Consider the following 26920-nt stretch of genomic DNA (forward strand, 5'->3'; position numbering starts at 1 on the left):
CCGCATCCCTTGCGGGGCCGTTTTCGTTGCGAGGGGCGGGCACGCGGCCTATGTCGTGACGCGACGCGGAAGGAGCGGGACATGAAACTCTTCGTCGGCCTCGGCAACCCCGGCGCCCAATATGCCGGCCACCGGCACAATATAGGCTTCATGGCGGTCGACCGCATCGCCCAGGAGCATCGACTCGGCCCCTGGCGCGCGCGCTTCCAGGGGGAGTGCGCCGAAGGTCGGCTCGGCTCCGACAAGGTGCTGCTGCTGAAGCCAGGCACCTACATGAACCGGTCGGGCCAGGCGGTCGGCGAGGCGATGCGCTTCTTCAAGCTGACGCCGGAGGACGTCTGCGTCTTTCATGACGAGCTCGACCTCGCGCCCGGTCGGCTGAAGGTGAAGATGGGCGGGGGACATGCCGGGCACAACGGCCTGCGCTCCATCCACGCCCATATCGGCGAGGGTTACGAGCGCGTGCGGCTCGGCATCGGCCATCCCGGGCACAAGGACAAGGTGTCGGGCTACGTGCTGCACGACTTCGCCAAGGCCGATCAGGACTGGCTCGACGATCTCCTGCGCGGCATCGCCGACGGCGCACCGGCGCTGGCGGACGGAGATGCCGGGGGCTTCATGAACAAGGTCAGCCTGCGCACCGCGCCGGCGCGCAGTTCCACCAGCAAGCCGAAGCCGGCCGAGGCCCCGTCCACCCCTGCCCCGCCGCCGTCGAAAGAGCCGGAGACCGCCCCGGCGGCCGAGACCCGCTCACCGTTGCAGAGGCTCGCCGACAAGTTCCGCTGACCTCGCGCGGCCTTGGCCCGCGGGGCGCATCCAGAACCTGAAATGCGGGGCGCAACCGTCCGCATTCGTGACCGAAAGGGAGATCGCAATGGAGAAGGATCCCGAAATCAACGTCCTGGGCGAGGCGCTCGAGCCTTGCTCCACCGACCCGCTGACCGGTTACTTCCGGGACGGGCATTGCAACACCTGCGCGCAGGACCATGGCAGCCACACCGTCTGCGCGGTGATGACCGAGGAATTTCTCGCGTATTCCAAGTACGTTGGCAACGATCTGTCCACGCCGAGGCCGGAATTCCGCTTTGCCGGCCTGAAGCCGGGCGACAAGTGGTGCCTCTGCGCCGGGCGATTCCTGCAGGCGCATGACGAGGGCTGCGCACCCCGCGTGGCGCTGGCGTCGACGCACGCCAAGGCGCTGGAGGTCGTGTCGATGGAGACGCTCGAGGCGAACGCGCTGGAAACCGAGTGAACCGAAGGCCTTGCGCCGCTTGGTTCGCGCATCGCCCGAACGGCGCGGCGTGACCTCCCCTGCGGAATATCGCGGGGCCGCCAGCGCGGATCGCTTGACCTTTTGCGACATTCCGGCGCCCGGCAAGGGTGACGCGGGCGCCGCCACTTCACCTTTTCCGACCAATCCCCGGACTTATCCCATGTCGTGACCGAAGGCCTTGGCGACGGTGAAGATATCCTTGTCGCCGCGGCCGCACATGTTCATGCAGATGATGTGATCGGACGGCAGCTCCGGCGCGATCTTGGCGACATGGGCGAGGGCGTGGCTCGGCTCCAGCGCCGGGATGATGCCCTCGGTCTCGCAGGAAAGCTGGAACGCCTCCAGTGCCTCGGCATCGGTGATCGACACGTATTCGGCGCGCCCGATCTCGTGCAGCCAGGCGTGTTCCGGCCCGATCCCCGGATAGTCGAGCCCCGCGGAGATCGAGAACCCTTCGAGGATCTGCCCGTCGTCGTCCTGCAAAAGGTACGTGCGGTTGCCGTGCAGCACCCCCGGCCGCCCGCCGGTGAGCGACGCGCAATGCTCCATCTTGTCGTTCACGCCCTTGCCGCCGGCCTCGACCCCGATGATACGCACCGACTTGTCGTCCAAGAACGGGTGGAAGAGCCCCATCGCGTTCGACCCGCCGCCGATCGCGGCGATCAGGGTGTCGGGCAGACGGCCCTCCGCCTCTTCCATCTGGCGGCGCACCTCCTGGCCGATGATCGACTGGAAGTCGCGCACCATCGCCGGGTACGGGTGCGGGCCGGCCACGGTGCCGATACAGTAGAACGTGTCCTTCACGTTCGTCACCCAGTCGCGCAGCGCGTCGTTCATCGCGTCCTTGAGCGTGCCCCGACCGCTCGTCACGGGAATGACCTCCGCCCCCAGAAGGCGCATGCGGAAGACGTTGGGCTGCTGGCGCTCGACGTCGTGGGCGCCCATGTAGACCACGCATTTCAAGCCGAACTTGGCGCAGACCGTCGCCGTCGCGACGCCGTGCTGGCCGGCGCCGGTCTCCGCGATGATGCGTTCCTTGCCCATGCGGCGGGCAAGCAGGATCTGCCCCAGCACGTTGTTGATCTTGTGCGCGCCGGTATGGTTCAGCTCGTCGCGCTTCATGTAGACCTTCGCGCCGCCAAGGCGTTCCGTCAGCCGCTCGGCGAAATAGAGCGGCGAGGGCCGACCGACATAGTGCTTCCAGAGGAAATCCATCTCCTCCCAGAAGCTCGGGTCGGTCTTGGCATGGGTGTAGCATTCGTCGAGCTCGAGGATCAGCGGCATCAGCGTCTCGGACACGAAGCGTCCGCCGAAATCGCCGAACCGGCCCTTTTCGTCGGGGCCCGACATGAAGGAATTCAGAAGCTCGGTCATCGCTCTCTCCCCCGCGCGTGGTGACGAAGAGATGTAGGACAGACACGCGCCCGGCGCCACCCGGAATACGCTTGGTGGACGGGCGCGCGCGGCTTGGCTAGACGGGCGCAAACCTGCGCCGGAGACGGGATGACGAGACGGCTTTTCCTTCACGTCGGCATGCCCAAATGCGCCACGACCACGGTGCAGGGCTTCCTGCGCGCCGAACGGGACGCGCTCGCCCGGCGCGGCCTCGCCTACACGATGCCGGAGGCGGAGACCGACTGGAGCCAGGGCAACGGCGCAACTCTCGCCTCGCGCATCCTGCACGGCGACGAAAGCTGGCGCCCCCTGCTCGATACCCATTTCGAGACGGACGGCGACGTTGTCATCAGTTCGGAAGTGTTTTTCGGCCTCTTCAACGTCAAGCGCATGAACGACGTCGCGGACCACCTCGCCGCAAAGGGGGTGGAGACCTTCGTGATCGCCTATCTGCGGCGGCAGGATCTGTGGCTGGAATCCGACTACAAGCAGATGGTGAAGTCCGCCAATTCCTGGGCGACGCCGCTCAAGGCGTGGGTCGACAAGCGCGAGCAGCAGGGCTTTCTGAACTACGCGATGACGCTGACCTATTTCGGCGCCTTCTTCGGCCGCGACCACATCCGCCCGGTGCTACTGCGCGAAGGGCAAGGCCCGACCTTCGCGATCAAGGCGTTTCTCGATATCGTGGGCGTCGACGGCCTGCCGCGTCGCCGGCTGCGCCGGGCCGTCACACACAATGTCAGCCCGCCAACCGGCCTGATCGAGCCCGCGCGCCTCATCAAGGCGCGGATGCTGGAGGCCGGCGAGAGCCCGGAGCGGACGCATCGCGCGCTGCGCACCTTTTTCCGGGAGGCCCCGAAGGTGGTCGAGGTGCCCGCCCGCCGGTATCTGATGCCGGCGCAGAGCCGGTCGCGCGCGGCGCGGCTGCGCTTCGGCTCCAACGCCGACATGTGCGAGCGCTTCGACGTCGGGCCGAGCTTTGCCCAGGACATCGACGAGGATCCGGCGAGCGAGCCGCATCTGGGCCAGGAGGCCGCGCGCGTTCTCGACGCCTATCTCGCCCGGCGCGGCATGCCCGACCCCGACGCGCCGGAGCCACCCCCCGCGCCGGCCGGATCGCTGATCGCGCGCACGCTGCGGCGGCTCGGCCGGGGTTGAGGCGCGCATTCACATCGGCGGGCCGCATGGCTATCACCGGGGCGGGGCAACACGGAGGACCGCCATGAAAATGGCCGAACTGGGCGGGCGCCGCCTGCATTACCGCGACGACGGCACCGGCGCGCCGGTGGTCTTCGCCAATTCGCTGGGCACCGACCTTCGGCTCTGGGACGCGGTCCTGCCGCACCTGCCCGAGGGCCTTCGGATCATCCGCTACGACAAGCGCGGCCACGGCCTGTCGGACTGTTCCAAGGGCCCCTACAAGATGGGCGAGCTGGTCAGCGACGTCGAAGCGCTGCTCGACCATCTGGAGGTGCGCGAGGCGGTGTTCGTGGGGCTCTCCATCGGCGGGATGATCGCGCAGGGTCTGGCGACCAAGCGCCCCGATCTCGTGCGCGCGATGGTGCTGTCGAACACCGGCGCCAAGATCGGCACGCGCGAGATGTGGGGCGACCGGATCGCCGCCGTCGAAAAGGGCGGCATCGCGGCGCTCGCCGATCCGATCCTCGAACGCTGGTTCTCTGCCGGGTTCCGCCGGACGGACGCGTTTCACGCCTGGCGCAACATGCTGCTGCGCCAGCCGGTGGAGGGCTATCTCGGCTGCTGCCACGCCATCGCCGGCAGCGATTTCTACGCCACCACCGCGGCGCTGCGCCTGCCGACGTTGGGCATCGCCGGATCGGAGGACGGCTCGACCCCGCCCGACCTCGTGCGCGAAACGACGGAACTCGTGCCCGGGTCGGCATTCGAGATCCTGCGCGGCGCCGGCCACCTGCCCTGCGTGGAGAAGCCCGAGGACTATGCCGGGAAGCTGACTGCCTTCCTGCGCGCGCAGGGCCATGTCTGAGCGGGACATCCTGCTCGTCCACGGCTCTTGCCACGGCGCGTGGTGCTGGCGCGACGTGATGCCGGCGTTGGAGGCGCGCGGCCACGCTGTGCGCGCGATCGACCTGCCCTCGCACGGTGCCGACCGGACCCCGGTCGCGGAGGTGACGCTGGACCTCTACGGCCAGGCGATCCTCGCCGCGCTGGACCGGCCGGCGATGGTGGTCGGCCATTCCATGGCCGGCTACCCGATCAGCCGCGCGGCCGAGATCGACCCGTCCCGCATCGCGCGGCTGGTCTATCTTTGCGCCTACGTGCCCTGGCCTGGGCTCGGCCTCGTGGAGATGCGCCGCCGCGCGCCGCGCCAGCCGATCCTGAAGGCGCTGGAGAAATCGGCGGACGGGCTGAGCTTCTCCATCCTGCCCGAACACGCGCGCGAGGTATTTTACCACGACTGCCCTGACGAATCGGTGGAGTACGCGCTCGCGCGGGTCTGCCCGCAGCCCGTGCGCCCGCAGGAGACGCCGGTGACACTGGGCCCGCGCTACGCCTCGGTGCCGCGCAGCTACGTCGTCTGCGAGGAGGACGGCGCGATCCCGACGGAGTTCCAGCGGACGATGGCCGCGGACTTCGCCCCTGCCGACGTCCACGCCCTGCCCGGCTCCCACTCGCCCTTCTTCGCGCGGCCCGCTGCGCTGGCCGATCTTCTTCACGACATCGCGGAGCCCTGACATGCCCGACGCCTTTTCCAGCCATCTCTACGCCCGGCTCTTCCCGACCGGAGAGGTCGGGCGGCTCTTCACCGACAGCGCCGAGATCCGTGCGATGATGCTGGTGGAGGGCGCGCTGGCGAAGGCGCAGGGCGCCGCCGGCATCATCCCCGAGATCAGCGCCGCGGCGATCCACCGTGCGGCGATGGAGGTGCAGATCGACCCCGCCGACCTCGCCGAGGCGACGGGGGAAAACGGCGTGCCCGTCCCCGCGCTCGTCGCCGCCTTCCGCGCGGCGATGAACGCGCCGGAACACGCGCAGTACCTGCATTGGGGCGCGACCTCGCAGGACATCGCCGACACCGCGCTGATGCTGCGCCTGCGGCAGGTGATCGGCCATTACGAGGCGAGGCTCGACGCGGTGCTGCACCACCTCGGCCGCCTCGCCCGCGATCATGCGGACACGCCGATGGCCGCGCGCACCTACGGACAGCACGCCACGCCCACCAGCTTCGGCGCCGTGGCCGCGTCCTGGGGCTGGCCGCTCCTCAACCTGCGGCGGGAGACCGAGGCACTGCGCGCCGCCCTGCCAGTCTCCCTCTCGGGCGCCGCCGGCACGGCCGAGGCGCTGGAGCCCGAGGCGCCGGCGCTGCGCGCGGCGCTGGCCGAGGCGCTTGGCCTCGCCGATCCCGGCCGCTCCTGGCACACAGACCGCGCGCCTGTCACCGGCCTTGCCGCCTGGGCCGCGCGTGTCGCGGCGGCGCTGGCGAAGATCGGCGTGGATGTCACGCTCGGCACACAGTCCGGTATCGCGGAGCTGCGGCTCGGGCGCGCCGGCGGCTCCTCCACCATGCCGCAGAAGCAGAACCCGGTCGGCGCCGCGGCGATCGAGGCGCTGGCGGCTCAGGTGCAGGGCGCCAACGCGGTGCTGCAATCGGCCGGCACCCAGGCGCAGCAGCGCGACGGCGCGGCGTGGTTCACCGAATGGCTGACGCTGCCGCCCCTCGCCCTCGGCCTCGCCGCAGCGCTCACGCGCGCGGAGACCCTGCTGGGGAGCCTTGCGCCCGATACGGAGGCGATGCAGCGCATCCTGTCGCAGAGCCAGGGCCTGATGGCCGCCGAAGCGCTGGGCTTCGCTCTGACAACGCGGATGTCGCGCACGGAGGCTCAGGCGGAGGTGAAGGCGCTTGCCCGGCAGGTGATCGGTACCGGCGGCCACCTGCGAGACGCGGCGCTGGCAAGATGGCCCGAAATCGACCCCGCGCTCTTCGATCCGGCGCAGGAGATGGGCCAGGCCCCGGCCGAGGCACGCGCCTTCGCAGCGGCCCTGCGCCTCTGATCCGCCTCCCGGCCAATCCGGTGCGGAGCGCGTTCGACACCCCCGCGCCAACGCTCCGCCGCTCTTTCAACCGTCTTGAACGCAGGATGACGCCGGCAGGTGCGACCGTAGCAAGCGACGCCGCCGCGCGCCCATCGCATAGGCCGAAACGAATGTAAGTTTGGCCTTGGAACAAACCGGCATGGAATCTAGTATTACAGATACATGATATGCGACAACGAAGTCACCCGGACCGGAGGCGTATTCCCGTGACGATGGACGACGCATCCTCCAAGGCAGTCGCCGGCTTCGACGGTGTCGACGACGCCACATGCTACCTCAAGACGCTTGGGCACCGCGGGCGCCTTCTCATCCTGCATCATTTGCAGGGCGGTGAGAAGTCGGTCGGCGAGCTTGAGCACCTGCTGAATACCCGGCAGGCAGCGGTGAGCCAGATGCTCGCGCGGCTCCGTGACGATGCGCTTGTCCAGACCCGGCGTGAAGGCAAGACGATCTACTATCGCCTGCATGATCGCGATACCGAAGACGTGCTGAGGCTTCTGCGCAGCAAGTTCGCCTGAACCGCCACCCGCGCCTCGGGCAGCGGGGCCGAGGCGCAGCGCCCCGGCCGTATCGCCCCCGGGTCAGGCCGCAGCCGAAGCCGGCGGATCGGCCCGCTCCCACGGCCGTGTGAAGGCTCCCAGAATATCGCCGATTTCCTTGTCCGTCGCGCCGTGGCCTGTCACCTGCGCCACCAGTCCGCGCGTCTTGTCGTCGATCACCCAGGTGACCCGCGCCGGGCTGCCGGCGGTCTCCAGCGCCCCGTTGTAGACGCGGGCGATGGCAAGCTTGCGCAGATCCGGCTTGAACACCTTTCCCACCGCTGTCTTCGGCAACTCGTCGAGGATCGTCAGGTGCTTGGGATAAGCCGCCCGTTCATGCACATGCGTGCGGCAATGGGCCATCAACTCCTCCACGGTGACCTCGGCGCCGTCCACCAGTTCCACGAAGGCGCAGGGCAACTCTCCCGAATGCGCGTCCGGCTGACCGATGGCGCCGGCGAAGGCCACCGCCGGATGGGCCAGCAGCGCCTCCTCGATCTCTGCGGGGTCGATGTTGTGCCCGCCGCGGATGATCAGGTCCTTCGCCCGTCCGGTGATCCAAAGATAACCGTCCGGGTCGATGCGCCCCAGATCGCCGGTGCGCAGATACAGCCCCTCGTGAAAGAGGTCGCGGTTCTTGTCCTCCTCGGTATAGGTCGACCCGGCATAGACCCCGGGGTTGGAGATGCAGATCTCCCCGATCTCGTCCGGGGCACATTCCTTCGGCCCCTCCGGCGTCTGCCGAACGATCTTCACATGGGTATAGGGGAACGGGATGCCGACGCTGCCGACCTTCTTCTCGCCGCTCGGCGGGTTGCAGGAGACAAGGCAGGTCGCCTCTGTCAGCCCGTACCCCTCCACGATCGTCACGCCCGAGGCCTTCTCGAACCGCCGGAACAGCTCCAGCGGCATCGGCGCGGACCCCGAGAAGGCGGTTTTCACGGTCGAGACATCCGCGTCCACCTCGCGCTGCATGAGCGCGGACACCGCCGTCGGCACGGTGATGATGAAGGTGATCTTCCATCGCTCGACGAGCTTCCAGAAATTGTCGAAAACGCCCTCGCCGCGATAGCCCTGCGGCGTCGGGAACACCACATGCGCGCCCGACGCGACCGCCGCCATCAGGATCACGTGGCAGGCGAAGACATGGAACAGCGGCAGCGGGCACATGATGTTGTCCTCTTCCGAGAACAGCAGACGGTGGCCGAGCCAGCCGTTGTAGATCATCCCCGAATAGAGATGCTGTGCCACCTTCGGCATCCCCGTGGTGCCGCCGGTGTGGAAATACGCGGCGACCCGGTCCTCGCCCGGATCCTCGAATTGCAGGCTTTTCGGCTGGCGCGCGACCTCGCGCCCGAAATCCTTTACGTCGGCATGATCCTTGCCCCCGATCCGCGGGCGGATCAGAGGCACGAGCCAGGATTTCGGCGGCGACAGGTAGCGGTTGAGATCGACATGCAGGATCGTCGTCACGCCCGGCGCATGCCGCACCGCCTCGTGCACCTTCTGCGCCACGTCCGACTTCGGGAACGGCTTCAGCGTCACCACAACCTTGGCGCCGGTCTCGCGCAGGATCGCGCCGATCTGCTCGGGCTCCAGCAGCGGGTTGATCGGGTTGACGATTCCCGCCACCGCGCCGCCCAGCAGCGTCACCGTGGTCTCGTTGCAATTGGGCAGCACGTAGGCGACCACGTCGCGCTCGCCGACGCCGAGCGACCGGAACAGATTCGCCGCCTGCACGCTGCGCTCGTGCAGCGCCCGCCAGGTCAGCGTCTCGGCCCTGTCGCCCGGACCCGAGAAGATCTGGTAGGACACCGCGGGCCGGTCGGCGAACCGCTCCGCCGTGCGCGACAGAAGCCCGTAGAACGTTTTCGGCAGGTCGCGCTCCGCCCATGGCATCTCGGACTCGATGGCGTCGCGATCCGCGAACGAGGCGAAGGTCATCGGCAGGGTCCTCCCAGATTGTCTCCCGGACCCGAGTGTCGCGCGACATGCCGCGTCTTCGCAAGGGCGACCGACGCAACGACAGACCGATGATGACGCCACGTCCTCCACCCGCGCGTCCCGCCGATGGCACGGCCGCCCGCGCGCCCGCTTCTTTGGGACAGAAATACTCCGGAGAGCGCGAGAGGCAGCGCCCCTCGCCCGCGGCGCGCCGCCGCGCGCGCCGCGGCCTCGCCGGTGGACGCCGCCGGCGCCGCCCCGTACTCTGCCCCGGCCCGCAACGGAGTCGTAGATGACCGACAGTCCCGCCTACCAGGTGCTCGCCCGGAAATACCGCCCCGAGACCTTCGCCGATCTCGTCGGCCAGGACGCGATGGTCCGCACGCTGCGCAACGCCTTCGACGTCGGGCGCATCGCGCAGGCCTTCATCATGACGGGCATCCGCGGCACCGGGAAGACGACCACCGCGCGGATCATCGCCAAGGGCATGAACTGCATCGGCAAGGACGGCACCGGCGGGCCGACGACCGAACCGTGCGGCGAGTGCGAACACTGCCGCGCGATCATGGAAGGGCGGCATGTAGATGTGCTGGAAATGGACGCTGCCTCCAATACCGGCGTCGGCGACATGCGGGAGATCATCGACAGCGTGCATTACCGGGCGGCCTCGGCGCGCTACAAGATCTACATCATCGACGAGGTCCACATGCTGTCGACGAGCGCGTTCAACGCGCTCCTGAAGACGCTTGAGGAGCCGCCCGCCCACGTGAAGTTCATCTTCGCGACGACCGAGATCCGCAAGGTCCCGGTGACGGTCCTGTCACGCTGCCAGCGCTTCGATTTGCGCCGGATCGAACCCGAGACGATGATCGCGCTCCTGCGCCGCATCGCCGATGCCGAGGGTGCGGAGATCGCGGGCGATGCACTCGCGCTCATCACCCGCGCCGCCGAGGGCTCGGCCCGCGACGCGACCTCGCTGCTCGACCAGGCGATCAGCCACGGCGCCGGCGAGACCACGGCCGAGGAAGTGCGCGCGATGCTCGGCCTCGCCGATCGTGCCCGGGTCATGGACCTCTTCGAGCTGATCATGCGCGGCGATCCCTCGGGGGCGCTCACCGAACTCGGCGCGCAATACTCGGACGGCGCCGATCCGATGGCGGTGCTGCGCGATCTGGCCGAGATCACGCACTGGGTGTCGGTGGTCAAGATCACGCCCGAGGCGGCGGAGGATCCCACCATCGCCCCCGAGGAACGCAGCCGTGGCCTGTCGCTGGCCGAGGGGCTGGGCATGCGCCCGCTCACGCGGCTCTGGCAGATGCTGCTGAAGGCGCTCGACGAGGTCGCGCAGGCGCCAAACGCGATGATGGCCGCCGAGATGGCGATCATCCGCATGACCCATGTCGCCGAGTTGCCGAGCCCCGAGGAACTCGTGCGCAAGCTGCAATCGGAGGCGCCGCCGCCCCCCGGCCCCGCCGGTCCGGCTGCGGGCTCCGGCGCCCATTCCGCCGGCCCGCAGGCCGCAAGCGGCCCGGCGCCCACGCATCACGGCCCGGCCGGGCCCTCGGCCAGCGCCGGCGGCGCGGCTACCGCGCTCGCCGCCGACCAGGCGCTCGCCCGCTATCCGACCTTCGACCACGTCGTCGAACTCATCCGGGTCAACCGCGACGGCAAGCTGCTTATCGACGTCGAGGGCGGGGTGCGACTGGCCGCCTATCAGCCCGGCCGGATCGAGTTCACGCCGACACCCGAAGCGCCCGCCGATCTCGCGTCGCGACTCGGCGCTGCACTCGGCCGCTGGACCGGCAACCGCTGGGCGGTGAGCGTCGTCAACGGCGCCGAGGCGCCGACGATCTTCGAGACCCGCAACGCCGACCGCCTCGCCCGCGAGGCCGAGGCGTCGGAGCACCCGATGGTGCAAGCCGTCCTCGCCGCCTTCCCGAAGGCGAAGATCGCTGCCATCCGAACCGAGGCCGAGGTCGTGCAGGAGGCCGAGACCGAGGCGCTGCCCGAGGTCGAGGACGAATGGGACCCGTTCGAGGAAGACTGACGGCCCCCGGGCTCCCGCGAGGAAAGCCCGCAAGGGCTTGAGGAGCTCCCCGCCTGCCCGATAGCGCCCTCAGGTCGCGATCGCCTCCACGTCGGCCGCATCCTCTTCGCTGAGGCCGAGCCGGGTGCGCAGATCCTCCAGGTACCGCCGCTCCTGTTCGCCGTGCCCGTCCACGGCGGCACGGGAGGCGAGGTAGAATTCCTCCGCCGTCTCCTCGTCGTTTACCTCGGTCAGCAACTCGTCGAGCGGTTTGGGGTTGGCGATCTCGCGCTCCATCGTCGCACGCTCTTCGGGCGTCGCGTCGGCGTCGCCGATCGCCTGCACGATGCGGGCACGTTCCTCCTGCGACAGGGCGCCGTCGGCATAGGCCGCGGTGATCATCGCGCGGATCATCAGCAGCGCCTCGTCGTCGCTGAAACGCTCGGCCGCGTCTTCGGCCTCGCGCAGATCCTGGTCCGGTGCGGCCGCCTCGGCCCTGCCGTCACCCTGAGACGTCGCGGACGAGGGTCCGGCGTTGAGAAACTCGTTGGCCTTGTCGCGGATCTTGTCGATCAGGCCGCTGGAGCCGGACGCGCCGTGACTGCCCGTCGATGACGCAGTCCCGGTCGCGCCGTGCTGCGACTGCGCGTGCGATTGTGACGACTGGCTGCTCTGGTAGGCTTGGTAGGCCATGTAGCCCAGCGCGGCGACGCCCAGCTTGGAGCCCAGGCCGCGCCGCCGCGGGCGCCGTGCGCCCAGAAGCCCCAGGGCGGCGGAGCTGCCGAGCGCCCCCTTGCTGTGGCCGCGCCCGGCCATCCGGCTCGCAAGCATCGTTCCGAGAATGCGCTTCATGCTCATGGCGGTCTCCTCCTGCCGTGGATCGCCCTTCGGGACGAAGGGACTTTTGGGTATGACGGCCCGCCGGTCCGTGTCTGCAAACGCCGGGGGGCCGCGACCGTTCCGAGGCAAGCACTGCCTGGGGCGGGTTGCCGCTGTCGCGCGTCCCGCTGGGGCAAATGCAGGGACGATCCCGCACGACGCGGCTCGCCCTCCCCTTGTGAGCGGCGATCCCCCCGCGTATCTCTGGCGGAACACCAGATCCACAGGAGATCCCATGTTCAAAGGTTTGGGCGGGCTCGGCGACATGGCCGGGATGATGAAGAAGGCGCAGGAGATGCAGACCCGGATGGGGGAACTGCAGGAAGAACTGCACAACATCACCGTCACCGGGGAATCCGGCGCCGGTCTGGTCAAGGCCACCGCCTCGGCCAAGGGGGACCTGAAGTCGCTCGACATCGACCCGTCGATCTTCAACGGCGACGACAAGGAGGTCGTGGAGGACCTGATCCTCGCCGCGATCAAGGACGCGCAGACCAAGGCGAACGAGCGCGCGCAGGAAGAGATGCAGGCGCTGTCCGAAAGCCTCGGCCTGCCCAAGGACATGAACCTGCCGTTCTGAGGCAAGCGTGATGCCGCCCCCCGGGGACCGCGACGACATCGAGGCGCTGATCGACCTGATGGCGCGCCTGCCGGGGCTCGGCCCCCGGTCGGCGCGGCGCGCCGTGCTGCACCTGATCGCCCGGCGCGGCCCGCTGCTGACGCCGCTGGCCGAGTTGACGCGGAAGGTGGCCGACACCGCCCGCGAATGCCTCAACTGCGGCAATATCGGCACATCCGACATCTGTGCGATCTGTCGGGACGAGCGGCGGGCGACGGGCCTGTTGTGCGTGGTCGAGGACGTTGCCGACCTCTGGGCGATGGAGCGTTCGGGCCAGTTCCGCGGTCGCTACCACGTGCTCGGCGGCACGCTCTCGGCGCTCGACGCGGTGGGGCCCGAGGATCTCGGCATACCCCGGCTGGTCGACCGGATCGCGGCGGAGGGAATTTCCGAGGTCATCCTGGCGCTCAACGCCACGATCGACGGGCAGACGACGGCGCATTACATCGCCGACGCGCTGGAGGGCCGGGTAACATTGTCCTCGCTCGCCCAGGGCGTGCCCATCGGCGGCGAGCTGGACTATCTCGACGACGGCACGATCACCGCCGCGCTGGCGGCCCGCAAGCCGCTCTGACCGGACGGCGTGGCGGATCGGTCGCCCGCCGAATTGCGGTTATCCGCCGCGCAATGACCGAAAGCCCCATCCGCGCGGACGCGACGATCCCGGGCCACGGCGCCATCGCCACCTCCCTCCCGTCGACGCGCGGCTTGCGCGCAGGCCGCCCGGACGCTCGCAAGAGCCTCAGCGGCGGGGATCGTCGCTGTCGTCCTCGTCCTCGTCGTCGTCCTCTGCGTCCGGCAGGTTGAAGAAGCTGTCCGCATCGGCATAGTTGCCGGACTCCGCCTCCTCGGCCTCCTCCGGCGCGACGCTGTCCTCGCCTTCGCGCGGATCGCTGAGGCTGAAGGTCTCCAGCCCCTCGATCGAGGACGGCAGACGCGGTTCGGGATCCATCTCCAGCGACTGCTCGGTGGAGACGAGCTTGCGACGCGCGTCGTCGTCCATCACCTCGCCCTGCTTCTTGGACGCCTTCTGGATCGCCTCGTCGAGCTCGGTCTGGCGGCACAGGCCCAGCGCCACCGGGTCGATCGGCTGGATGTTGGCGATGTTCCAGTGCGTGCGGTCGCGGATCGACTGGATCGTCGGCTTGGTGGTGCCCACGAGCTTGCCGACCTGCCCGTCCGACAGCTCGGGGTGGAACTTGACCAGCCACAGGATCGCCGCCGGCCGGTCCTGCCGCTTCGACAGCGGCGTGTAACGCGGGCCGCGACGCTTGTCCTCGTCGCGCGCGGCCGGGTTGAACTTCAGCTTCATCTTGCGAAGCGGATCCTTCTCGGCCTTGTCAATGTCCGACTGGTCGAGTTGGTTGTTGGCCACCGGGTCGAAGCCCTTCACCCCGGCCGCCACGTCACCGTCAGCAATGCCCTGGATCTCGAGCTCGTGCATGCCGGTGAAGTCCGCGATCTGCTTGAAGGTCAGCGTGGTGTTGTCCACGAGCCAGACGGCGGTCGCCTTGGGGTGCAAGAGCTTGGCCATTTTTCGTGTCTCCTGAATATACGTCTTTCGTCGGCCCCCGTGGCGTCTTTCGCGCCTCGGGAGCTCCCGGATCGGCCCGGGTCGGGTTACCGTTGTCGGGGAACTCGCCGCGTATATAATCGCCAGAGGCTCAGGAGGGAAGGGCAAATGCGGCTCGGTCTGGCACTGATCCTCGCCGCGTCGATGGCCCGTGCGGACGGCGAGACGGCGGGCGCATTCGACTATTACGTGCTGTCGCTGTCGTGGTCGCCGACCTGGTGCGCGCTGGAGGGCCGCGCGGAGGGCGCGGCGCAATGCGACCGCCCGCTCGGCTGGGTGCTGCACGGTCTCTGGCCGCAATACCATCGCGGCTGGCCCGCCTATTGCCCGACCGATGAGTCCCCGCCCTCCCGCGCCGCGGCCGCGGCGATGGCGGACGTAATGGGCAGCGCCTGGCTCGCCCGCTACCAGTGGGACAAGCACGGCACCTGTTCGGGTCTGCCGGCGGACCGCTATTTCGACACAGCCCGCCGCGCCTTCGAGAGCGTGACCCGCCCGGAGGCACTGCGCCGTCTGCCCGCCCCGGTGACCCTGCCCGCCAAGCTGGTCGAGGCGGCGTTTCTCGAGGCCAATCCGGGCCTCGCGCCGGACATGATCACCATCACCTGCCGCGCCGGCCGCATCCAGGAAGCCCGGCTGTGCCTGTCCCGGGAACTCGCCCCGGTGCCCTGCGGCGCGGATGTTGTGCGCGACTGCACAGCGGAAGACGCCTTGCTCGAGCCGGTGCGCTAGGTGGCGCGCGTCGGAACCGCCTCCGGCGGGAGTATTTCAGGCCCAAAGAAGCCGGGTGCGGGTTTCTCCGAGACGGTGCGCCCCTGCTGGAGCAGCGGCACCAGGCCCGAACGACGATCCGCCACCGCCCCGCAGGCGTGCTTCGGCAGCGGCGGATCGCCGGAAGCGGCCGTTGCGCGGCGGCTTCTTCGGGCACGGTCATCGGCGCTCCCGCCTGTACCGTGCCTCCATAATGGTGCCTTAATCTTAATTTTCGGTTTCTTTGGGCCTCAAATACTCCCGCCGGAGGCATCCGCCGGTCGCCGCTTCGCCCCGACGGCAGGCCGGTGCTCCCGCCGCCACCGCCGGGACCCGACGAAGACGCCCGGCAGGGCGGATGAGCTGCCGCCTGTTCAGATCTGCTTTTCCGGCATCTGCACCACCAGGCCGTCTAGCGCATCGCTCACCTTGAGCTGGCAGGTCAGGCGCGAGCGCGCCGGATCGGGCTCGTGCGCGAAATCCAGCATGTCCTCTTCCATGTCCTCGCGCGGAGGCAGTTTCTCCACCCAGTCGGGATGCACGTAGACATGACAGGTCGAACAGGCGCAGGCGCCGCCGCAATCGGCCTCGATACCCGGAATGCCGTTGTCCCGCGCACCTTCCATCACCGTGAGGCCGTTGGCGACCTCGACGACATGCTCGGTCCCGTTCCACTCGATATAGGTGATCTTCGCCATGGGGCTTTCTCCCGTGTCTCGCGTCGCCGCCTTCCCTAGACAAGCGGGCGCCGGGCTTCCAGCGATTTTGCGTCGCGGCACTGGACGCGCGCCCCAGTGTTCACTACCTGTTCTCATCATGCAGACTGTTCTGCCCCAACCCGGGCGCGGCACCTGGCCGCGCCCGCCCGCCTGCCTGACTGCGGCCCGGCTGTTCGAGCCGCCGGAAGGCGCGCGCGTCGCCGTCGCCGGCCTGGTGATCCTGCGCCAGCGGCCGGGGACCGCGAAGGGCGTGATCTTCATCACCCTCGAGGACGAGACCGGCGTGGTGAACGTGATCGTCTGGCGCGCGCTCTACGAACGCTTCCGCCGGGCGGTGATCGCCGGACGCATGTTGCGGGTGACCGGCCGGCTGCAACGGCAGAGCGGCGTCACCCATGTCGTCGCCGAAGAGGTGGAGGACATCTCTCCCCTCCTCGACCGCCTGCTGGCCGACCCGCAGACGCTTTCCCAAGGCGCGGCAAGCGGTTAAGCTCGCGCCGCATGGCGCCCGAGGGCCGCCCACCCCGAACGGACGGACGCGAGCAGGACATGACCGGACGCTTTCCTTTCCTCGCCGCCCTGGCGCTCGGCGTCCTCTGCGCCTGCGACGCGACCGAGGACCCGGCCTCCGACGGGCCGCCGCCCGACCTGGTGTCCCGGACCGAGACCGGCCCTGCCGGCAACTGCTTCGCGCTGGAGCCGATCCCGGCGATCTACGAACAGGTGCCCGGGCAGGTGCAGGTGGTGCAGGCCGAGATCGCCGAGGACGGCACCGTGATCCGCCCGCCGATCTACCGCAACGCCACCGTGCCCAGGGTCGTCCGCCCGCGCGGGCAGATGCGCTTCGAGGTGCCCTGCCCCGACCGGCTCACGCCCGAGTTCGTGTCCTCCGTGCAGCGCGCGCTGGAGGTGCGCGGGCTCTACGCCGGCCCCGTCAGCGGCCGGATCGGCGACGCCACCCGCGCGGCGATCCGCGCCTACCAGTCGGAACGCGGGCTGGAGAGCGACCGGCTCTCGCTGGAAACCGCCCGCAGCCTCGGCCTGATCGAGGTGGAACTGCCGGAGGTGGCAGATGACGAGGACCGGGCCATCCCCTGACAACGCGAAAGCGCGTCGCCTGGCCGGGCGACGCGCTCTCCTGCCCAAACCGGACGGCAGGGCCTATTCGTTTTCGTCGTCTTCCTCGAGGCTCACCGCCACGAAGCGCGGATTGCCGTCGCGGCGCACCAGCAGCAGGATCGACATGCGACCGGCCTCGCGGGCTTCGGAGATCCGGTCCTCGAGATCGGCGACCTCCAGCACTTCGCTCTGGCCCGCCTCGCTGATCAGGTCGCCTTCGCGCAGGCCCTTCTCGTAGGCCTCAGAGGACTCGTCGATGGCCGTCACCACCAGACCGTCGACATTGCCGGCGACGCCGAGTTCCTCGCGCATCTCCTCGGTCAGCGGGCTCAGGGTCATGCCCAGCACGTCGGCCTCTTCCGGCGGCTCGGGCTCGGCGCCCGGCATTGCCGGCTGCGCCGCATCGGCCTCCTCGCGGCGGCCGAGCGTGACGCGGAAGGTCTCCGTCTGGCCGTCGCGGTTGATCACCACGCGCACGGTCTTGCCAACGGCGGTATTGCCGACCTGACGGACCAGCGCGCGGGTGTCCTCCACGTCCACGCCGTCGAAGCTGACGATCACGTCGCCGGATTCGATCCCGGCTTCGGAGGCCGGCCCCTCGGGCACGTCGGTGACCAGCGCGCCGGTGGTCGATTCGAGGCCCATCGCCTCGGCCACGTCGTCGGTGACGTTCTGGATCGACACGCCGAGCCAGCCGCGCCGCGTCTCGCCGTATTCGCGCAGCTGGTCGACGACGCGGGTGACCACGTTGGACGACATCGCGAAGCCGATGCCGATCGACCCGCCGGTGGGCGACAGGATCGCCGTGTTCACGCCGATCACGTCGCCGTCCATGTTGAACAGCGGCCCGCCCGAGTTGCCGCGGTTGATGGCCGCGTCGGTCTGGATGTAGTCGTCATAGCTGCCCGACAGCGCCCGGCCCGAGGCCGAGACGATCCCGGCGGAGACCGAGAAGCCCTGGCCGAGCGGGTTGCCCATGGCCATCACCCAGTCGCCGACCCGCATCTCCTCGCTGTCGCCGAAGTTGACGAACGGCAGCGGCGAGTCCGCCTCCACCTTCAGCAGCGCGATGTCGGTGTTGGGATCGGTGCCCACGACCTCGGCGGGCAGTTCTCGGCCCGAGAAGAACTCCACCTGGATCTCGTCGGCGTTCTCGATCACGTGGTTGTTGGTAACGACGTAGCCGTCCTCGGAGATCACGAAGCCCGAGCCCAGCGCCGAGGAGCGGCGCATCGGGTTGTCGTTGCCTTCGGGGTTCTGGAACTCGCGGAAGAACTCCTCGAAAGGCGAGCCTTCGGGCACGATCCCCTGCGGGCCGGATTGCCGCGCCACCGTGGTGGCCGTGGTGATGTTCACCACCGAAGAGCTGATCCGGTCCACCAGCGGCGCGAGGCTTTCGGGGGCGCCCTGGGCATGGACCCGCACCGCCTGTGCGAAGATCAGCAGCAACGAGAGTGTCGCGATCAGGACAAGATGCAGCGGGGTCTGCACGGCCTGCGCGCGGGCGTCGGATCTCGGGGTCACGTCATACTCCTTGTCGCCGGACGGCGCCGGTCTGGGCGCACGCCACCATTCAATGTCGCAAGATAGAAGGTCCGCGGCAACTCTCAAAGACGGATCGCCGCCTTCAACCGCTCGTGACCGGAATGGCGCGGCATTGTGCCACCGCCAGCCCCGCCGCCTCGTCAGGGCGTGGAACGGACGATGAAAGACCTGCCCGAATCGGCACAAGGTATCCTCCGGCCCGAAAGCCGCGGGCCAGCGCCAGGCCGGGGGGCGGCGCTTCAGACCTCGGAGGTTCGCGCTTCATGGCGGCCCAATACGAACGTTGCACGCGGGCGACAACGCGGAGACGGGCCGCCGCTGGCCCGGGGCCATCGGCTTCTTCCGGGCCGATCAGCGCGAGGCTCGGCCGCCGCGCCGGACACGCAGCCGATGCGGGGAAGGCCCGCAGCCCCGCTATTGCAGCCGCCCCTCTCCAACCGCCAGGCTCTCTGCCGCCGATGCCGGCGAGAGTCCCGCGATCACCCGGACGCGCACGCCACGCAGCGCGTCGCCGTCGGATCGAGTTCCAGCCGCCGCACCGGTATCTCCTCGCCGCATTCGTCGCACCAGCCGAATTCGTCCTCGTCGATCCGCGCCAGCGCCGCCGCCAGCTTGCGCCGCTCCGCGTCGCGCCGGGCCTGCCCCGCCTTGGCCATCGCCTGCGATTGCAGCGCATCCATCCGGCTCAGCCGCCCGACCGATTGCTGGTCGAGCGTCACCACCGACTGCCCGTCCCGCCCAAGCGCGTCCTCGGCATCGAGCGCGGCGATCCGCTCCGCGATCAGCTCGCGGAAACGCGACCCCTCGTTTGCGTTCATCTTTCGTGATCCTCGCTTTCACGGGCTTTGAGTTTCGCGATCCGACCCTATTTGCTAAAGTGGACGTGTCAAAACGGTGTCGGTGTCAAAGGAGTCCCGTCATGGCTGAAACCCGTGCCAAGGTGGCCGAGCTCGATCCGGTCTGGGCCCGCGTCATGCGCGAGGCCGAAGAGGCAGTGACCGAGGAGCCGCTGCTCGGCGGGCTCGTACACCAGTCCGTGCTGCACCACCCGACGATCGAACGCGCGCTCGCCTACCGCATTTCGCTCAAGCTCGCCTCTGGCGAGATGTCCGAACAGATCCTGCGCGAGATCGCCGACGAGGCATATCGCACCGACCCCGAACTGGCGCTCGCCGCCCGCGCCGACATCGTCGCGATCTGGGAACGCGACCCGGCCTGCCACCGTTTTTTGCAGCCGATGCTGTTCTTCAAGGGCTTCCAGGCGGTGCAATCCTACCGCGTGGCCAATTGGCTCTATCGTCAGGGGCGCAAGGATCTGGCCTACTTCCTGCAGATGCGCTGCTCGGAGGTGTTCGGCGTCGACATCCACCCGGCCGCGAAGATCGGCCGCGGCATCATGATCGACCACGCCCATTCCATCGTCATCGGCGAGACGGCGGTGGTGGGCGATAACGTGTCGATGCTGCATTCGGTGACGCTCGGCGGTACCGGCAAGGAGGAAGAGGACCGGCATCCCAAGATCGGCGACGGCGTGCTGATCGGCGCCGGGGCGAAGGTGCTGGGCAATATCCGTGTGGGCAATTGCAGCCGCGTCGCCGCGGGCTCCGTGGTGCTGGAGGAGGTGCCGCCCTGCAAGACCGTCGCCGGCGTGCCCGCCCGCATCGTCGGGGAGGCCGGCTGCGCGCAACCGGCGATCAGCATGGATCACCTCATCACCGGCGGCGCCTGAAGCGCCACGGCGTCGCTGCGAGGAGAGGCCCCGGGGGCCTCGAGGAGCTGCGCCCGTTTGCCGTCAGACCTCGGGCAACCCGGCCAGAAGCGGTCCGGGCGCCTCCAGAAGTGCCGCGACATCGCCCAGAAGCGCCGCGGCGCGCGCCGTCGGCCAATGCGCCGGATCGGCCGTCAGGGCCAGCGCCAGGCTCTCGGCCCCGCAGGTGCAGTCCGCCCGCACCGCCCCGAGGCTCAGTGCCAAGGTGCAACCGTCCGGCAGCACGGCCTCCACGGCATCAAGTCCGAGCGGCCCGAGGTCGATTACCGCCACCTCCGCCCGCGCTGGGCCCGCCTGCGCCCGCAGCGCGCTGAGTGCGGAGGCTCCCGGCGCATCGACCCGGCGACAGCGCGACAGGTCCTCCGTCACAGACACGGCCCCGATCTCAGGGCAGGCCCGCGCCAACGCCTTGGCCGCGAAGGCCCAGAGCGGCACCGGTCCATGGCTCTGCGAGACCACGTCCCGTACAATGCGCAGAGCGCGCGCCGGGACCGTCCGGCGCAGCACCAGCGGCGCGGCCGGCGCCTCGTGCTCCGCCTCTTCCGCCCGCTCCGGCCCTGCCGCCGCCGGGCGCTCAGCGTCGGGCAGGTCGGCCTCCACGATCCGCCCGTTCGGTCCGCTGCCGGTCAGCGCAGACAGGTCGATCCCGCGCTCCGCCGCCAGCCGCCGCACGAGCGGCGAGGCCCGGACCCGCGGCTGCTCAGGCCAGTGATGCGCGCTATCCTCCATGACGCTCCCCCTCCCGCAGCGTGACAAGGTCGTAAGGCGGCCGCGGCACCTTGCCTGCCGCCCGATCTGCCACCGCCGCGGCGATCCGGCGGCGATGCCGGGCGATCCACTCATAAGCCTCCTGGTGGCTCGGCCGCTCCCCCGGCCGCAGCGCCTCCATCAGGCATTCCGGCACCTGCGCCTCGTACGCGCCGTCCTCCAGATGCGCCCGGACGCGGTAGGCCTCCGCCCCGGGGTCCCGGCCCAGAACCTCGACCACGCTCATCGGTAGCACGCATGCCGGGCAGCGGCGACCACGTCGGCGGCGCGCGGCAGCGCCAGTTCCTCAAGGGTCTCGGCATAGGGCATGGGAACATCCGCGCCGGTGACCGAACCGATCGGCGCGTCGAGCCAGTCGAACGCCGCCCGCGTCACCTCCGCGGCCAGATAAGCGCCGATACCGCCCTGCGGCCAGCCTTCCTCCACCGTCACGCAACGATGCGTCTTCCGCACGCTCGCCGCCACGGCCTCCACGTCCAGCGGGCGCAGGCTGCGCAGGTCGATGACCTCCGCCGCGATGCCCTCGGCCGCCAGCGTGTCGGCCGCCTCCAGCACCGCCGCCATGGCCGGGCCATAGCCGGCAAGCGTGACGTCGCCGCCCTCGCGCCAGGTCCGCGCCCGGCCCAGAGGCACGAGATGATCGTCGAGCGCCGGCACCTCGAAGGCGCGGCCGTAGAGCCGTTCGTTCTCCAGGAAGATGACCGGGTCCGGATCGCGGATCGCCGCCTTCAGCAGCCCCTTCGCGTCCGAGGCGGCGAAGGGATAGACCACCTTCAGCCCCGGCACATGAGCGGCCCAAGCCGCAAGGCACATCGCGTGCTGCGCCCCCACGCGCCCCGCCGCGCCATTCGGCCCGCGAAAGACGATCGGACAGGCGATCCGCCCGCCCGACATGTAGTGGGTGAAGGCGGCCGAGTTGACGATCTGGTCCATCGCCTGCAACGCGAAGGACATGTTCATGAATTCCACGACCGGGCGCTGGCCGGCGAAGGCCGCGCCGATCCCGATGCCGCTGAAGGCGGCCTCGGTCACCGGCACGTCGATCACCCGGCCGGACCCGAAGGCGTCGAGCAGCCCCTGCGTCACCCGGTAGGGCCCCTCGGCCGATCCGATCTCCTCGCCCATCACGAAGACGCTCTCGTCGCGCTGCATCTCCTCGAAGAGGGCCGCGCGCAGGGCCTCACGCACGATCAGCGGACCGCGATGGACATGCGCGGGCCAGCCCGGCTCGGCCAGCGCCGTACCGCGCCCCCGTCGGGGCGCCGGGCGCGGCGCGGCGTTCGGATCTGCGGTACCCGCCACGGCGGCATCCGCATGCAGCAGCGCGATGGGCGTGTCGACCTTCACCGCCTCGCTACCCTCCGGCACCAGGATCCGGCCGAGCCGCCCGGCCGCCACCGCCTCGAATTCCAGCGTCGCCTTGTCGGTCTCGATCTCTGCGATGACGTCGCCGGGCTCCACCGCGTCGCCCTCGGCCACGAACCACCGCGCCAGCCGGCCCTCCTCCATCGCGGGCGACAGGGCGGGCATGCGGATCTCGGTCGCCATCGTCTCAGACCTCCGCGTAGACATGCCGGTGAAGCGCGTCGTCCCCCGGCGCCTCGGCCGCCCGCGCGGCATCGGCGGCGGCGCTGACGATCTCCTTCACCTCGCGGTCGATGGCGCGCAGCGCGTCCTCCTCCGCGGCGCCCTCGGCCAGCAGGGAAGCGCGCAGCGAATCGATGGGATCGCGGCTCTCGCGCATCCGCGCGGCCTCGTCCCGCGTGCGGTACTTGGCCGGATCGGCCATCGAATGACCGCGATAGCGGTAGGTGCGCGCCTCGACCACGTACGGCCCCTTCCCCGCGCGCACGTGCAGCACCGCGTCCTCGGCCACGCCGCGCACCGCGCGCACGTCCATCCCGTCGACCCCCTGCACCGGCAGCCCGTAGGCCTTCGCCCGGTCGAGAAGCCCCGGCCCCGCGCCGGACAGCCCGCCACCGGCAGGGTACGAGTTGTTCTCGATCACGAAGAGCACTGGCAGGGCAAGCGCCTGCGCCACCCGGTAGGTCTCCGCCACCTGGCCCTGGTCGGCGGCGGCATCGCCGAAATAGACAAAGGTCACGTCGTTGGTGCCGCGCTGCTTCTGCGCCAGCGCGAGCCCCGCGCCGATCGGCACCTGCGCGCCGACGATGCCGTGCCCGCCCCAGAAGCCGCGCGCCGGATCGAACAGGTGCATCGATCCGCCCTTGCCGCCGGAGGCGCCACTCTCGCGCCCCAGCAGCTCCGCCATGATCGCGGCCGGCGCCATCCCGGCGGCGAGCGCGTGGCCGTGCCCGCGATAAGAGGTGATGCGCTGGTCGCCGTCGCGCGCGGCCGACTCCATCCCGGTCACCACGGCCTCCTGGCCGATGTAGAGATGGCAGAATCCCGCGATCAGCCCCATGCCGTAGAGTTGCCCGGCCTTCTCCTCGAACCTGCGGATCAGCAGCATGTCGCGGTAGAGACCGATATCGCCCGCAGGCGCCTCTCCCGTCTCGCGTGCCGCCATGGCCGCGCCCTCCCGTTTCGCCGCGGTTATCGCTCACATTGCGTCTCAACCTAGGGGAGGCGCAATTTTCTTTCAAGCGCGCCGGCGTCGTCGCGATTGCGGCCCGCGCGCCCCCTGCTATCGTCCGCGCGAACGCCCGTGCAAGCCGACAGGAAGACCATGATCCGCAGCTTCACCCTCGACGACGGCCGGCTGAATTCGGCGCCGCGGCTGCGCCGCGACGCGGTCTGGATCGACCTGATCGCCCCGACGGCGCAGGAGGCGGAGGAGGCCGCCGATCTTGCCGGAGTGCGCGTGCCGAGCCGCGCCGACATGGAGGAGATCGAAGTCTCCTCGCGCCTCTACCTCGCGGGCGGCGCCGCCTTCATGACGGCGATCCTGCCCGCGCACACCGATGGCGACGATCCCGACATGGCCCCGGTCAGCTTCGTTCTGTCCGAGGCGCACCTGCTGACCGTGCGCCACCACACTCCGCGCGCGTTCGAGACCTTCCCGGTCGCCGCCGCCCGCGGCTCCGCCGACCTGACCGATTCCCATGCGGTGCTGGTGGCGCTCCTTGAGGCGCTGGTCGACCGGCTCGCCGACATCCTGGAACGCGCGGCGAGCGACATCGACGCGATCTCGCGCCGCGTCTTCCGCTCCGGCGGCAACGGCGAGCGCGACTTCCAGGCGATGCTGGAGGAAATCGGCCGCAAGGGCGATCTGACCTCGAACATGCGCGATTCGCTTGTCACGCTCGACCGGCTGGCGCGCTTTCTCGGCCAGCTCACCGCGCGCCGCGACGCCTCGCGGGACATGCGCGACCGTCTCAAGGTCCTCAGCCGCGACGTCGGCTCGCTGCTCGACCACGCCGGCTTCCTGTCGCAGAAGATCACCTTCCTGCTCGACGCCACGCTGGGCATGATCTCGATCGAGCAGAACGCCATCATCAAGATCTTCTCGGTGGTGGCGGTGATGTTAATGCCGCCGACGCTGATCGCGTCGGTCTACGGAATGAACTTCGAGCATATGCCGGAACTCGGCTGGCCCTTCGGCTACCCGCTGGCGCTGGCGCTCATGGTGGTCTCCGCCATCGTCCCCTGGCTCTACTTCCGCAGGCGCGGCTGGCTCTGACCGCCGCGCCTCCGCGCCAACCGCCCGCAGCGCCCCCGGCACCTCTCCTGCCCCTGCCCCTTCTTCTCGTTGCAAATACTCTGGGGAGCGCGAGGGGCCGGCCCCTCGCACCTCTCCGCCGGACGCGCCGCCTCAGCAATTCGGCACGTTCACCGCGAGCCCCCCGAGCGAGGTTTCCTTGTACTTCTCGGCCATGTCCGCGCCGACCTGACGCATGGTCTCGATGCAGGCGTCGAGCGGCACGAGATGCACCCCGTCGCCGCGCAGCGCCAGCGATGCCGCCGACACGGCCTTGATCGCGCCGAGCCCGTTGCGTTCGATGCACGGCACCTGGACAAGCCCCTTCACCGGATCGCAGGTCATGCCGAGGTGATGCTCGAGCGCGATCTCGGCGGCGTTCTCCACCTGCGCCGGGGTGCCGCCCATGACCGCGCAGAGCCCCGCCGCCGCCATCGCCGCGGCCGATCCGACCTCGGCCTGGCAGCCGGCCTCGGCGCCCGAGATCGAGGCGTTGTATTTGACCAGCCCGCCGATCGCCGCGGCTGTCAGCAGGAATTCGGGGATCTTCGCGCGCGAGGCGCCCGGCACGTGGTCGAGCCAGTAGCGGATCGTCGCCGGCATCACGCCCGCCGCGCCGTTGGTGGGCGCGGTCACGACCTGACCGCCGGCGGCGTTCTCCTCGTTCACCGCCATGGCGTAGACGCTCATCCAGTCGTTGATCGTGTGCGGTGCGCTGAGGTTCGTGCCCCGCTCGGCCAGCAGCGCGTCGTGGATGCGCTTGGCCCGCCGGCGCACATTCAGGCCGCCGGGAAGCGTGCCGTCATTCTCGAGCCCCCGGTCGATGCAGGCGTCCATCACCGACCAGATCCGCGCGACGCCCGAATCCAGCGCCTCGTGGGTGCCGCGCGAGAGCTCGTTGGCGCGCTTCATCTGCGCCACCGAGAGGCCCGAGGCGTCGGCCATCGCCAGCATCTCCCGCGCGCTCTTGAACGGATAGGGCACCGGCGGGCCGTCGTCTGTGTCGCGGCCCGCGGCCAGCTCCGCCTCGGTCAGCACGAAGCCGCCGCCGACAGAGTAGTAGGTCTCCTGCAGGATCACGTCGCCCTGCGCGTCGGTGGCCATCAGCATCATGCCGTTGGCATGCCCCGGCAGGCTGCGGTCGTAGTCGAAGCGCAGGTCGGTCTCGGGGTCGAAGGCCAGCTCCGGCAGGGCGTCGGGAGTCAGGCGCTTGCGCTCACGGATCCGCGTGAGTTCCACCTCCGCGGCCTCGGCGTCGTAGGTTTCGGGCCGGAACCCGGCGAGGCCGAGGATCACTGCCCGGTCGGTGGCGTGCCCGACCCCGGTGAAGGCGAGCGATCCGTGCAGAGCCCCCTTCACCCCGTGCGGCGTGTAATCGGAGGCGCGCATCGCGCCCAGGAAGCGCGCCGCGGCCACCATTGGCCCCATCGTGTGGGAAGAGGACGGGCCGATGCCGACCTTGAACATCTCGAAGACGGACAGGAACATCAGGTTGCGCTTCCTTCTGGCGGGTCGGGCAGGATCGGTGCGGTGAACGGCGTCGGGCCGAGTCCTTCGGCGGCGGCGGCGCGAAGCGCACCCTCGCGCGCCTCGATACCGGCGGCAAGCCGCGACAGTGCGGGCGTGTCGGACAGGCGGAACCAGCCAGTACCGCCGGCCGGATAGAGGGCGCACCAGCGCAGGCAGCAGGCGAGGTAGAGACCGAGAACGCTCGGCCGGTCGGGAGCGAAGCCGGCCGTCCCCGCGGACGCGGCCCGGTCGAGCATGGCCAGGTGGCGCGTCAGGCTGGCGGGCAGCCCCTCCCGGAGCGCGCGCCGAGCCGTGTCGCCGTCGACGTATTGCCCGGGATAGAACATCATACGCATCTCCGCGTGAAGCGTGTTCGACACGAAGAAGAGATGCGACAGGAAGGCCGCGCGGCCCGGCGCGTCCGGCGCCGGCGCCAGCGCGCCGTGGCGGTCGGCCAGCCACAGAAGGATCGCCGCGGTCTCGAACATGGCGCCGTCCGGCCCTTCGAGCGCCGGGATGCGGCCGGCCGGGTTGATCGCGAGATACGCCGCGGAGCGCTGTGCACGCGCCCGCCGATCGACCAGCACGGTGTCGTGGGGCAGCCCCATTTCCTCCAGCGCCAGTCGCACGGCGAGCGAGGCGTTGTCCGGAGCGTAGTGCAGGCGATAGCTTGTCATGCCCCCACAGATAGGGGGCCGCGTCCGCCTCGCGATGCCTGATTGCGACGCGGCGCGTGGAAAATGCGCCCGGCGGCGCGCG

The 26920-nt window shown here is 69.9% G+C and carries 28 protein-coding genes; 15 read left to right on the forward strand and 13 right to left on the reverse strand.

The window, feature by feature from the left end:
* Positions 1 to 81: 81 nt before the first annotated feature.
* Both pth and F3H57_RS01560 read left to right on the forward strand, forming a co-directional pair.
* Positions 82 to 786, forward strand: a complete 705-nt coding sequence (gene pth / locus F3H57_RS01555) for an aminoacyl-tRNA hydrolase (RefSeq protein WP_149754114.1) — start codon at positions 82 to 84, stop codon at positions 784 to 786.
* Between the two features lie 88 nt (positions 787 to 874).
* A complete protein-coding gene (locus F3H57_RS01560) occupies positions 875 to 1252 on the forward strand; it encodes a DUF2237 family protein (RefSeq protein WP_149754115.1) in 378 nt (125 codons plus the stop codon).
* A gap of 174 nt (positions 1253 to 1426) precedes the next feature.
* On the opposite strand, the gene trpB is transcribed toward F3H57_RS01560, so the two are convergent.
* Positions 1427 to 2647: a tryptophan synthase subunit beta gene (trpB, locus tag F3H57_RS01565; protein WP_149754116.1), complete on the reverse strand. Its 1221-nt coding sequence runs from the start codon at positions 2645 to 2647 to the stop codon at positions 1427 to 1429.
* Positions 2648 to 2776: 129 nt separating this feature from the next.
* On the opposite strand from trpB, the gene F3H57_RS01570 reads away from it, so the two are divergent.
* The 5 genes from F3H57_RS01570 (at position 2777) to F3H57_RS01590 (ending at position 7260) form a co-directional block, all read left to right on the forward strand.
* The gene (locus F3H57_RS01570; RefSeq protein WP_149754117.1) at positions 2777 to 3826 is read left to right on the forward strand and encodes a hypothetical protein; all 1050 of its coding nucleotides are present in this window, start codon (positions 2777 to 2779) and stop codon (positions 3824 to 3826) included.
* A 64-nt stretch (positions 3827 to 3890) separates the two neighbouring features.
* Entirely contained in the window at positions 3891 to 4673 is a 783-nt protein-coding gene (pcaD, locus tag F3H57_RS01575; protein WP_149754118.1) for a 3-oxoadipate enol-lactonase, read from the forward strand.
* The gene (locus F3H57_RS01580) at positions 4666 to 5382 is read left to right on the forward strand and encodes an alpha/beta fold hydrolase (protein WP_149754119.1); all 717 of its coding nucleotides are present in this window, start codon (positions 4666 to 4668) and stop codon (positions 5380 to 5382) included. Before pcaD ends, F3H57_RS01580 begins: the two co-directional genes overlap by 8 nt.
* Before the next feature lies 1 nt (position 5383).
* The gene (locus tag F3H57_RS01585) at positions 5384 to 6700 is read left to right on the forward strand and encodes a lyase family protein (RefSeq protein ID WP_149754120.1); all 1317 of its coding nucleotides are present in this window, start codon (positions 5384 to 5386) and stop codon (positions 6698 to 6700) included.
* Positions 6701 to 6954: 254 nt separating this feature from the next.
* Entirely contained in the window at positions 6955 to 7260 is a 306-nt protein-coding gene (locus F3H57_RS01590; RefSeq protein WP_149754406.1) for an ArsR/SmtB family transcription factor, read from the forward strand.
* Between the two features lie 63 nt (positions 7261 to 7323).
* Here the strand turns inward: F3H57_RS01590 and F3H57_RS01595 are convergent, their stop codons facing one another.
* Positions 7324 to 9225 (reverse strand): acyl-CoA synthetase, encoded by a 1902-nt coding sequence (locus F3H57_RS01595; protein WP_149754121.1) that lies wholly within the window; start codon positions 9223 to 9225, stop codon positions 7324 to 7326.
* A 292-nt stretch (positions 9226 to 9517) separates the two neighbouring features.
* Here F3H57_RS01595 and F3H57_RS01600 point away from each other — a divergent pair, with 292 nt between their 5' ends.
* On the forward strand, positions 9518 to 11272 hold the full coding sequence (locus tag F3H57_RS01600; RefSeq protein ID WP_149754122.1) for a DNA polymerase III subunit gamma/tau: 1755 nt from the start codon (positions 9518 to 9520) through the stop codon (positions 11270 to 11272).
* Between the two features lie 69 nt (positions 11273 to 11341).
* On the opposite strand, the gene F3H57_RS01605 is transcribed toward F3H57_RS01600, so the two are convergent.
* Entirely contained in the window at positions 11342 to 12109 is a 768-nt protein-coding gene (locus tag F3H57_RS01605; protein WP_149754123.1) for a DUF533 domain-containing protein, read from the reverse strand.
* A 256-nt stretch (positions 12110 to 12365) separates the two neighbouring features.
* Here F3H57_RS01605 and F3H57_RS01610 point away from each other — a divergent pair, with 256 nt between their 5' ends.
* Positions 12366 to 12710, forward strand: a complete 345-nt coding sequence (locus F3H57_RS01610) for a YbaB/EbfC family nucleoid-associated protein (protein WP_149754124.1) — start codon at positions 12366 to 12368, stop codon at positions 12708 to 12710.
* A gap of 10 nt (positions 12711 to 12720) precedes the next feature.
* On the forward strand, positions 12721 to 13323 hold the full coding sequence (gene recR, locus F3H57_RS01615) for a recombination mediator RecR (RefSeq protein WP_149754125.1): 603 nt from the start codon (positions 12721 to 12723) through the stop codon (positions 13321 to 13323).
* A 168-nt stretch (positions 13324 to 13491) separates the two neighbouring features.
* On the opposite strand, the gene F3H57_RS01620 is transcribed toward recR, so the two are convergent.
* Positions 13492 to 14283 (reverse strand): DUF1013 domain-containing protein, encoded by a 792-nt coding sequence (locus F3H57_RS01620; protein WP_149754126.1) that lies wholly within the window; start codon positions 14281 to 14283, stop codon positions 13492 to 13494.
* A gap of 147 nt (positions 14284 to 14430) precedes the next feature.
* Here F3H57_RS01620 and F3H57_RS01625 point away from each other — a divergent pair, with 147 nt between their 5' ends.
* The gene (locus F3H57_RS01625) at positions 14431 to 15054 is read left to right on the forward strand and encodes a ribonuclease T2 family protein (protein ID WP_149754127.1); all 624 of its coding nucleotides are present in this window, start codon (positions 14431 to 14433) and stop codon (positions 15052 to 15054) included.
* A 392-nt stretch (positions 15055 to 15446) separates the two neighbouring features.
* Here F3H57_RS01625 and F3H57_RS01630 read toward each other — a convergent pair whose 3' ends face one another.
* On the reverse strand, positions 15447 to 15770 hold the full coding sequence (locus F3H57_RS01630; RefSeq protein ID WP_149754128.1) for a 2Fe-2S iron-sulfur cluster-binding protein: 324 nt from the start codon (positions 15768 to 15770) through the stop codon (positions 15447 to 15449).
* Between the two features lie 118 nt (positions 15771 to 15888).
* On the opposite strand from F3H57_RS01630, the gene F3H57_RS01635 reads away from it, so the two are divergent.
* Together F3H57_RS01635 and F3H57_RS01640 are read left to right on the forward strand one after the other, a co-directional pair.
* Positions 15889 to 16281, forward strand: coding sequence for an OB-fold nucleic acid binding domain-containing protein (locus F3H57_RS01635; protein ID WP_149754129.1), 393 nt, complete (start codon positions 15889 to 15891; stop codon positions 16279 to 16281).
* 59 nt (positions 16282 to 16340) lie between these two features.
* Positions 16341 to 16889, forward strand: coding sequence for a peptidoglycan-binding domain-containing protein (locus F3H57_RS01640; protein WP_149754130.1), 549 nt, complete (start codon positions 16341 to 16343; stop codon positions 16887 to 16889).
* A 63-nt stretch (positions 16890 to 16952) separates the two neighbouring features.
* Here the strand turns inward: F3H57_RS01640 and F3H57_RS01645 are convergent, their stop codons facing one another.
* Together F3H57_RS01645 and F3H57_RS01650 are read right to left on the reverse strand one after the other, a co-directional pair.
* Complete coding sequence (locus F3H57_RS01645; RefSeq protein ID WP_394349808.1) at positions 16953 to 18434, reverse strand: DegQ family serine endoprotease; 1482 nt, start codon at positions 18432 to 18434, stop codon at positions 16953 to 16955.
* A 500-nt stretch (positions 18435 to 18934) separates the two neighbouring features.
* A complete protein-coding gene (locus F3H57_RS01650) occupies positions 18935 to 19273 on the reverse strand; it encodes a TraR/DksA family transcriptional regulator (protein WP_149754131.1) in 339 nt (112 codons plus the stop codon).
* 101 nt (positions 19274 to 19374) lie between these two features.
* Between F3H57_RS01650 and cysE the strand changes: the two genes are divergently transcribed.
* A complete protein-coding gene (cysE, locus tag F3H57_RS01655; protein WP_149754132.1) occupies positions 19375 to 20184 on the forward strand; it encodes a serine O-acetyltransferase in 810 nt (269 codons plus the stop codon).
* 63 nt (positions 20185 to 20247) lie between these two features.
* On the opposite strand, the gene F3H57_RS22875 is transcribed toward cysE, so the two are convergent.
* Genes F3H57_RS22875 through pdhA form a run of 4 tightly spaced genes read right to left on the reverse strand, consistent with a single transcriptional unit; the run spans position 20248 to position 23521 of the window.
* Complete coding sequence (locus tag F3H57_RS22875) at positions 20248 to 20952, reverse strand: E3 binding domain-containing protein (RefSeq protein ID WP_188129582.1); 705 nt, start codon at positions 20950 to 20952, stop codon at positions 20248 to 20250.
* On the reverse strand, positions 20942 to 21217 hold the full coding sequence (locus tag F3H57_RS01665) for a hypothetical protein (protein ID WP_149754134.1): 276 nt from the start codon (positions 21215 to 21217) through the stop codon (positions 20942 to 20944). The genes F3H57_RS22875 and F3H57_RS01665 overlap by 11 nt, the downstream gene beginning before the upstream one ends.
* Positions 21214 to 22539, reverse strand: a complete 1326-nt coding sequence (locus tag F3H57_RS01670; RefSeq protein WP_149754135.1) for a pyruvate dehydrogenase complex E1 component subunit beta — start codon at positions 22537 to 22539, stop codon at positions 21214 to 21216. The genes F3H57_RS01665 and F3H57_RS01670 overlap by 4 nt, the downstream gene beginning before the upstream one ends.
* Positions 22540 to 22543: 4 nt before the next feature.
* The gene (gene pdhA / locus F3H57_RS01675; RefSeq protein WP_149754136.1) at positions 22544 to 23521 is read right to left on the reverse strand and encodes a pyruvate dehydrogenase (acetyl-transferring) E1 component subunit alpha; all 978 of its coding nucleotides are present in this window, start codon (positions 23519 to 23521) and stop codon (positions 22544 to 22546) included.
* 159 nt (positions 23522 to 23680) lie between these two features.
* Here pdhA and F3H57_RS01680 point away from each other — a divergent pair, with 159 nt between their 5' ends.
* Positions 23681 to 24634 carry a magnesium transporter CorA family protein gene (locus F3H57_RS01680; RefSeq protein WP_149754137.1) on the forward strand — a complete coding sequence of 318 codons (954 nt, stop codon included), beginning with the start codon at positions 23681 to 23683 and terminating at the stop codon, positions 24632 to 24634.
* 132 nt (positions 24635 to 24766) lie between these two features.
* On the opposite strand, the gene F3H57_RS01685 is transcribed toward F3H57_RS01680, so the two are convergent.
* On the reverse strand, positions 24767 to 26140 hold the full coding sequence (locus F3H57_RS01685) for an L-serine ammonia-lyase (RefSeq protein ID WP_149754138.1): 1374 nt from the start codon (positions 26138 to 26140) through the stop codon (positions 24767 to 24769).
* Positions 26140 to 26838, reverse strand: coding sequence for a glutathione S-transferase family protein (locus F3H57_RS01690; protein ID WP_149754139.1), 699 nt, complete (start codon positions 26836 to 26838; stop codon positions 26140 to 26142). Before F3H57_RS01690 ends, F3H57_RS01685 begins: the two co-directional genes overlap by 1 nt.
* Positions 26839 to 26920: the final 82 nt, after the last annotated feature.

Origin of the sequence: Roseivivax sediminis (assembly GCF_900112685.1) — a bacterium.
In the GTDB taxonomy this organism is placed as follows: domain Bacteria; phylum Pseudomonadota; class Alphaproteobacteria; order Rhodobacterales; family Rhodobacteraceae; genus Roseivivax; species Roseivivax sediminis.

Coding starts and splice junctions, on each gene's coding strand:
- pth (WP_149754114.1), top strand. CDS start 82: ATGAAACTCTTCGTCGGCCTCGGCAACCCCGGCGCCCAATATGCCGGC.
- F3H57_RS01560 (WP_149754115.1), top strand. CDS start 875: ATGGAGAAGGATCCCGAAATCAACGTCCTGGGCGAGGCGCTCGAGCCT.
- trpB (WP_149754116.1), bottom strand. CDS start 2,647: ATGACCGAGCTTCTGAATTCCTTCATGTCGGGCCCCGACGAAAAGGGC.
- F3H57_RS01570 (WP_149754117.1), top strand. CDS start 2,777: ATGACGAGACGGCTTTTCCTTCACGTCGGCATGCCCAAATGCGCCACG.
- pcaD (WP_149754118.1), top strand. CDS start 3,891: ATGAAAATGGCCGAACTGGGCGGGCGCCGCCTGCATTACCGCGACGAC.
- F3H57_RS01580 (WP_149754119.1), top strand. CDS start 4,666: ATGTCTGAGCGGGACATCCTGCTCGTCCACGGCTCTTGCCACGGCGCG.
- F3H57_RS01585 (WP_149754120.1), top strand. CDS start 5,384: ATGCCCGACGCCTTTTCCAGCCATCTCTACGCCCGGCTCTTCCCGACC.
- F3H57_RS01590 (WP_149754406.1), top strand. CDS start 6,955: ATGGACGACGCATCCTCCAAGGCAGTCGCCGGCTTCGACGGTGTCGAC.
- F3H57_RS01595 (WP_149754121.1), bottom strand. CDS start 9,225: ATGACCTTCGCCTCGTTCGCGGATCGCGACGCCATCGAGTCCGAGATG.
- F3H57_RS01600 (WP_149754122.1), top strand. CDS start 9,518: ATGACCGACAGTCCCGCCTACCAGGTGCTCGCCCGGAAATACCGCCCC.
- F3H57_RS01605 (WP_149754123.1), bottom strand. CDS start 12,109: ATGAGCATGAAGCGCATTCTCGGAACGATGCTTGCGAGCCGGATGGCC.
- F3H57_RS01610 (WP_149754124.1), top strand. CDS start 12,366: ATGTTCAAAGGTTTGGGCGGGCTCGGCGACATGGCCGGGATGATGAAG.
- recR (WP_149754125.1), top strand. CDS start 12,721: ATGCCGCCCCCCGGGGACCGCGACGACATCGAGGCGCTGATCGACCTG.
- F3H57_RS01620 (WP_149754126.1), bottom strand. CDS start 14,283: ATGGCCAAGCTCTTGCACCCCAAGGCGACCGCCGTCTGGCTCGTGGAC.
- F3H57_RS01625 (WP_149754127.1), top strand. CDS start 14,431: ATGCGGCTCGGTCTGGCACTGATCCTCGCCGCGTCGATGGCCCGTGCG.
- F3H57_RS01630 (WP_149754128.1), bottom strand. CDS start 15,770: ATGGCGAAGATCACCTATATCGAGTGGAACGGGACCGAGCATGTCGTC.
- F3H57_RS01635 (WP_149754129.1), top strand. CDS start 15,889: ATGCAGACTGTTCTGCCCCAACCCGGGCGCGGCACCTGGCCGCGCCCG.
- F3H57_RS01640 (WP_149754130.1), top strand. CDS start 16,341: ATGACCGGACGCTTTCCTTTCCTCGCCGCCCTGGCGCTCGGCGTCCTC.
- F3H57_RS01650 (WP_149754131.1), bottom strand. CDS start 19,273: ATGAACGCAAACGAGGGGTCGCGTTTCCGCGAGCTGATCGCGGAGCGG.
- cysE (WP_149754132.1), top strand. CDS start 19,375: ATGGCTGAAACCCGTGCCAAGGTGGCCGAGCTCGATCCGGTCTGGGCC.
- F3H57_RS22875 (WP_188129582.1), bottom strand. CDS start 20,952: ATGGAGGATAGCGCGCATCACTGGCCTGAGCAGCCGCGGGTCCGGGCC.
- F3H57_RS01665 (WP_149754134.1), bottom strand. CDS start 21,217: ATGAGCGTGGTCGAGGTTCTGGGCCGGGACCCCGGGGCGGAGGCCTAC.
- F3H57_RS01670 (WP_149754135.1), bottom strand. CDS start 22,539: ATGGCGACCGAGATCCGCATGCCCGCCCTGTCGCCCGCGATGGAGGAG.
- pdhA (WP_149754136.1), bottom strand. CDS start 23,521: ATGGCGGCACGCGAGACGGGAGAGGCGCCTGCGGGCGATATCGGTCTC.
- F3H57_RS01680 (WP_149754137.1), top strand. CDS start 23,681: ATGATCCGCAGCTTCACCCTCGACGACGGCCGGCTGAATTCGGCGCCG.
- F3H57_RS01685 (WP_149754138.1), bottom strand. CDS start 26,140: ATGTTCCTGTCCGTCTTCGAGATGTTCAAGGTCGGCATCGGCCCGTCC.
- F3H57_RS01690 (WP_149754139.1), bottom strand. CDS start 26,838: ATGACAAGCTATCGCCTGCACTACGCTCCGGACAACGCCTCGCTCGCC.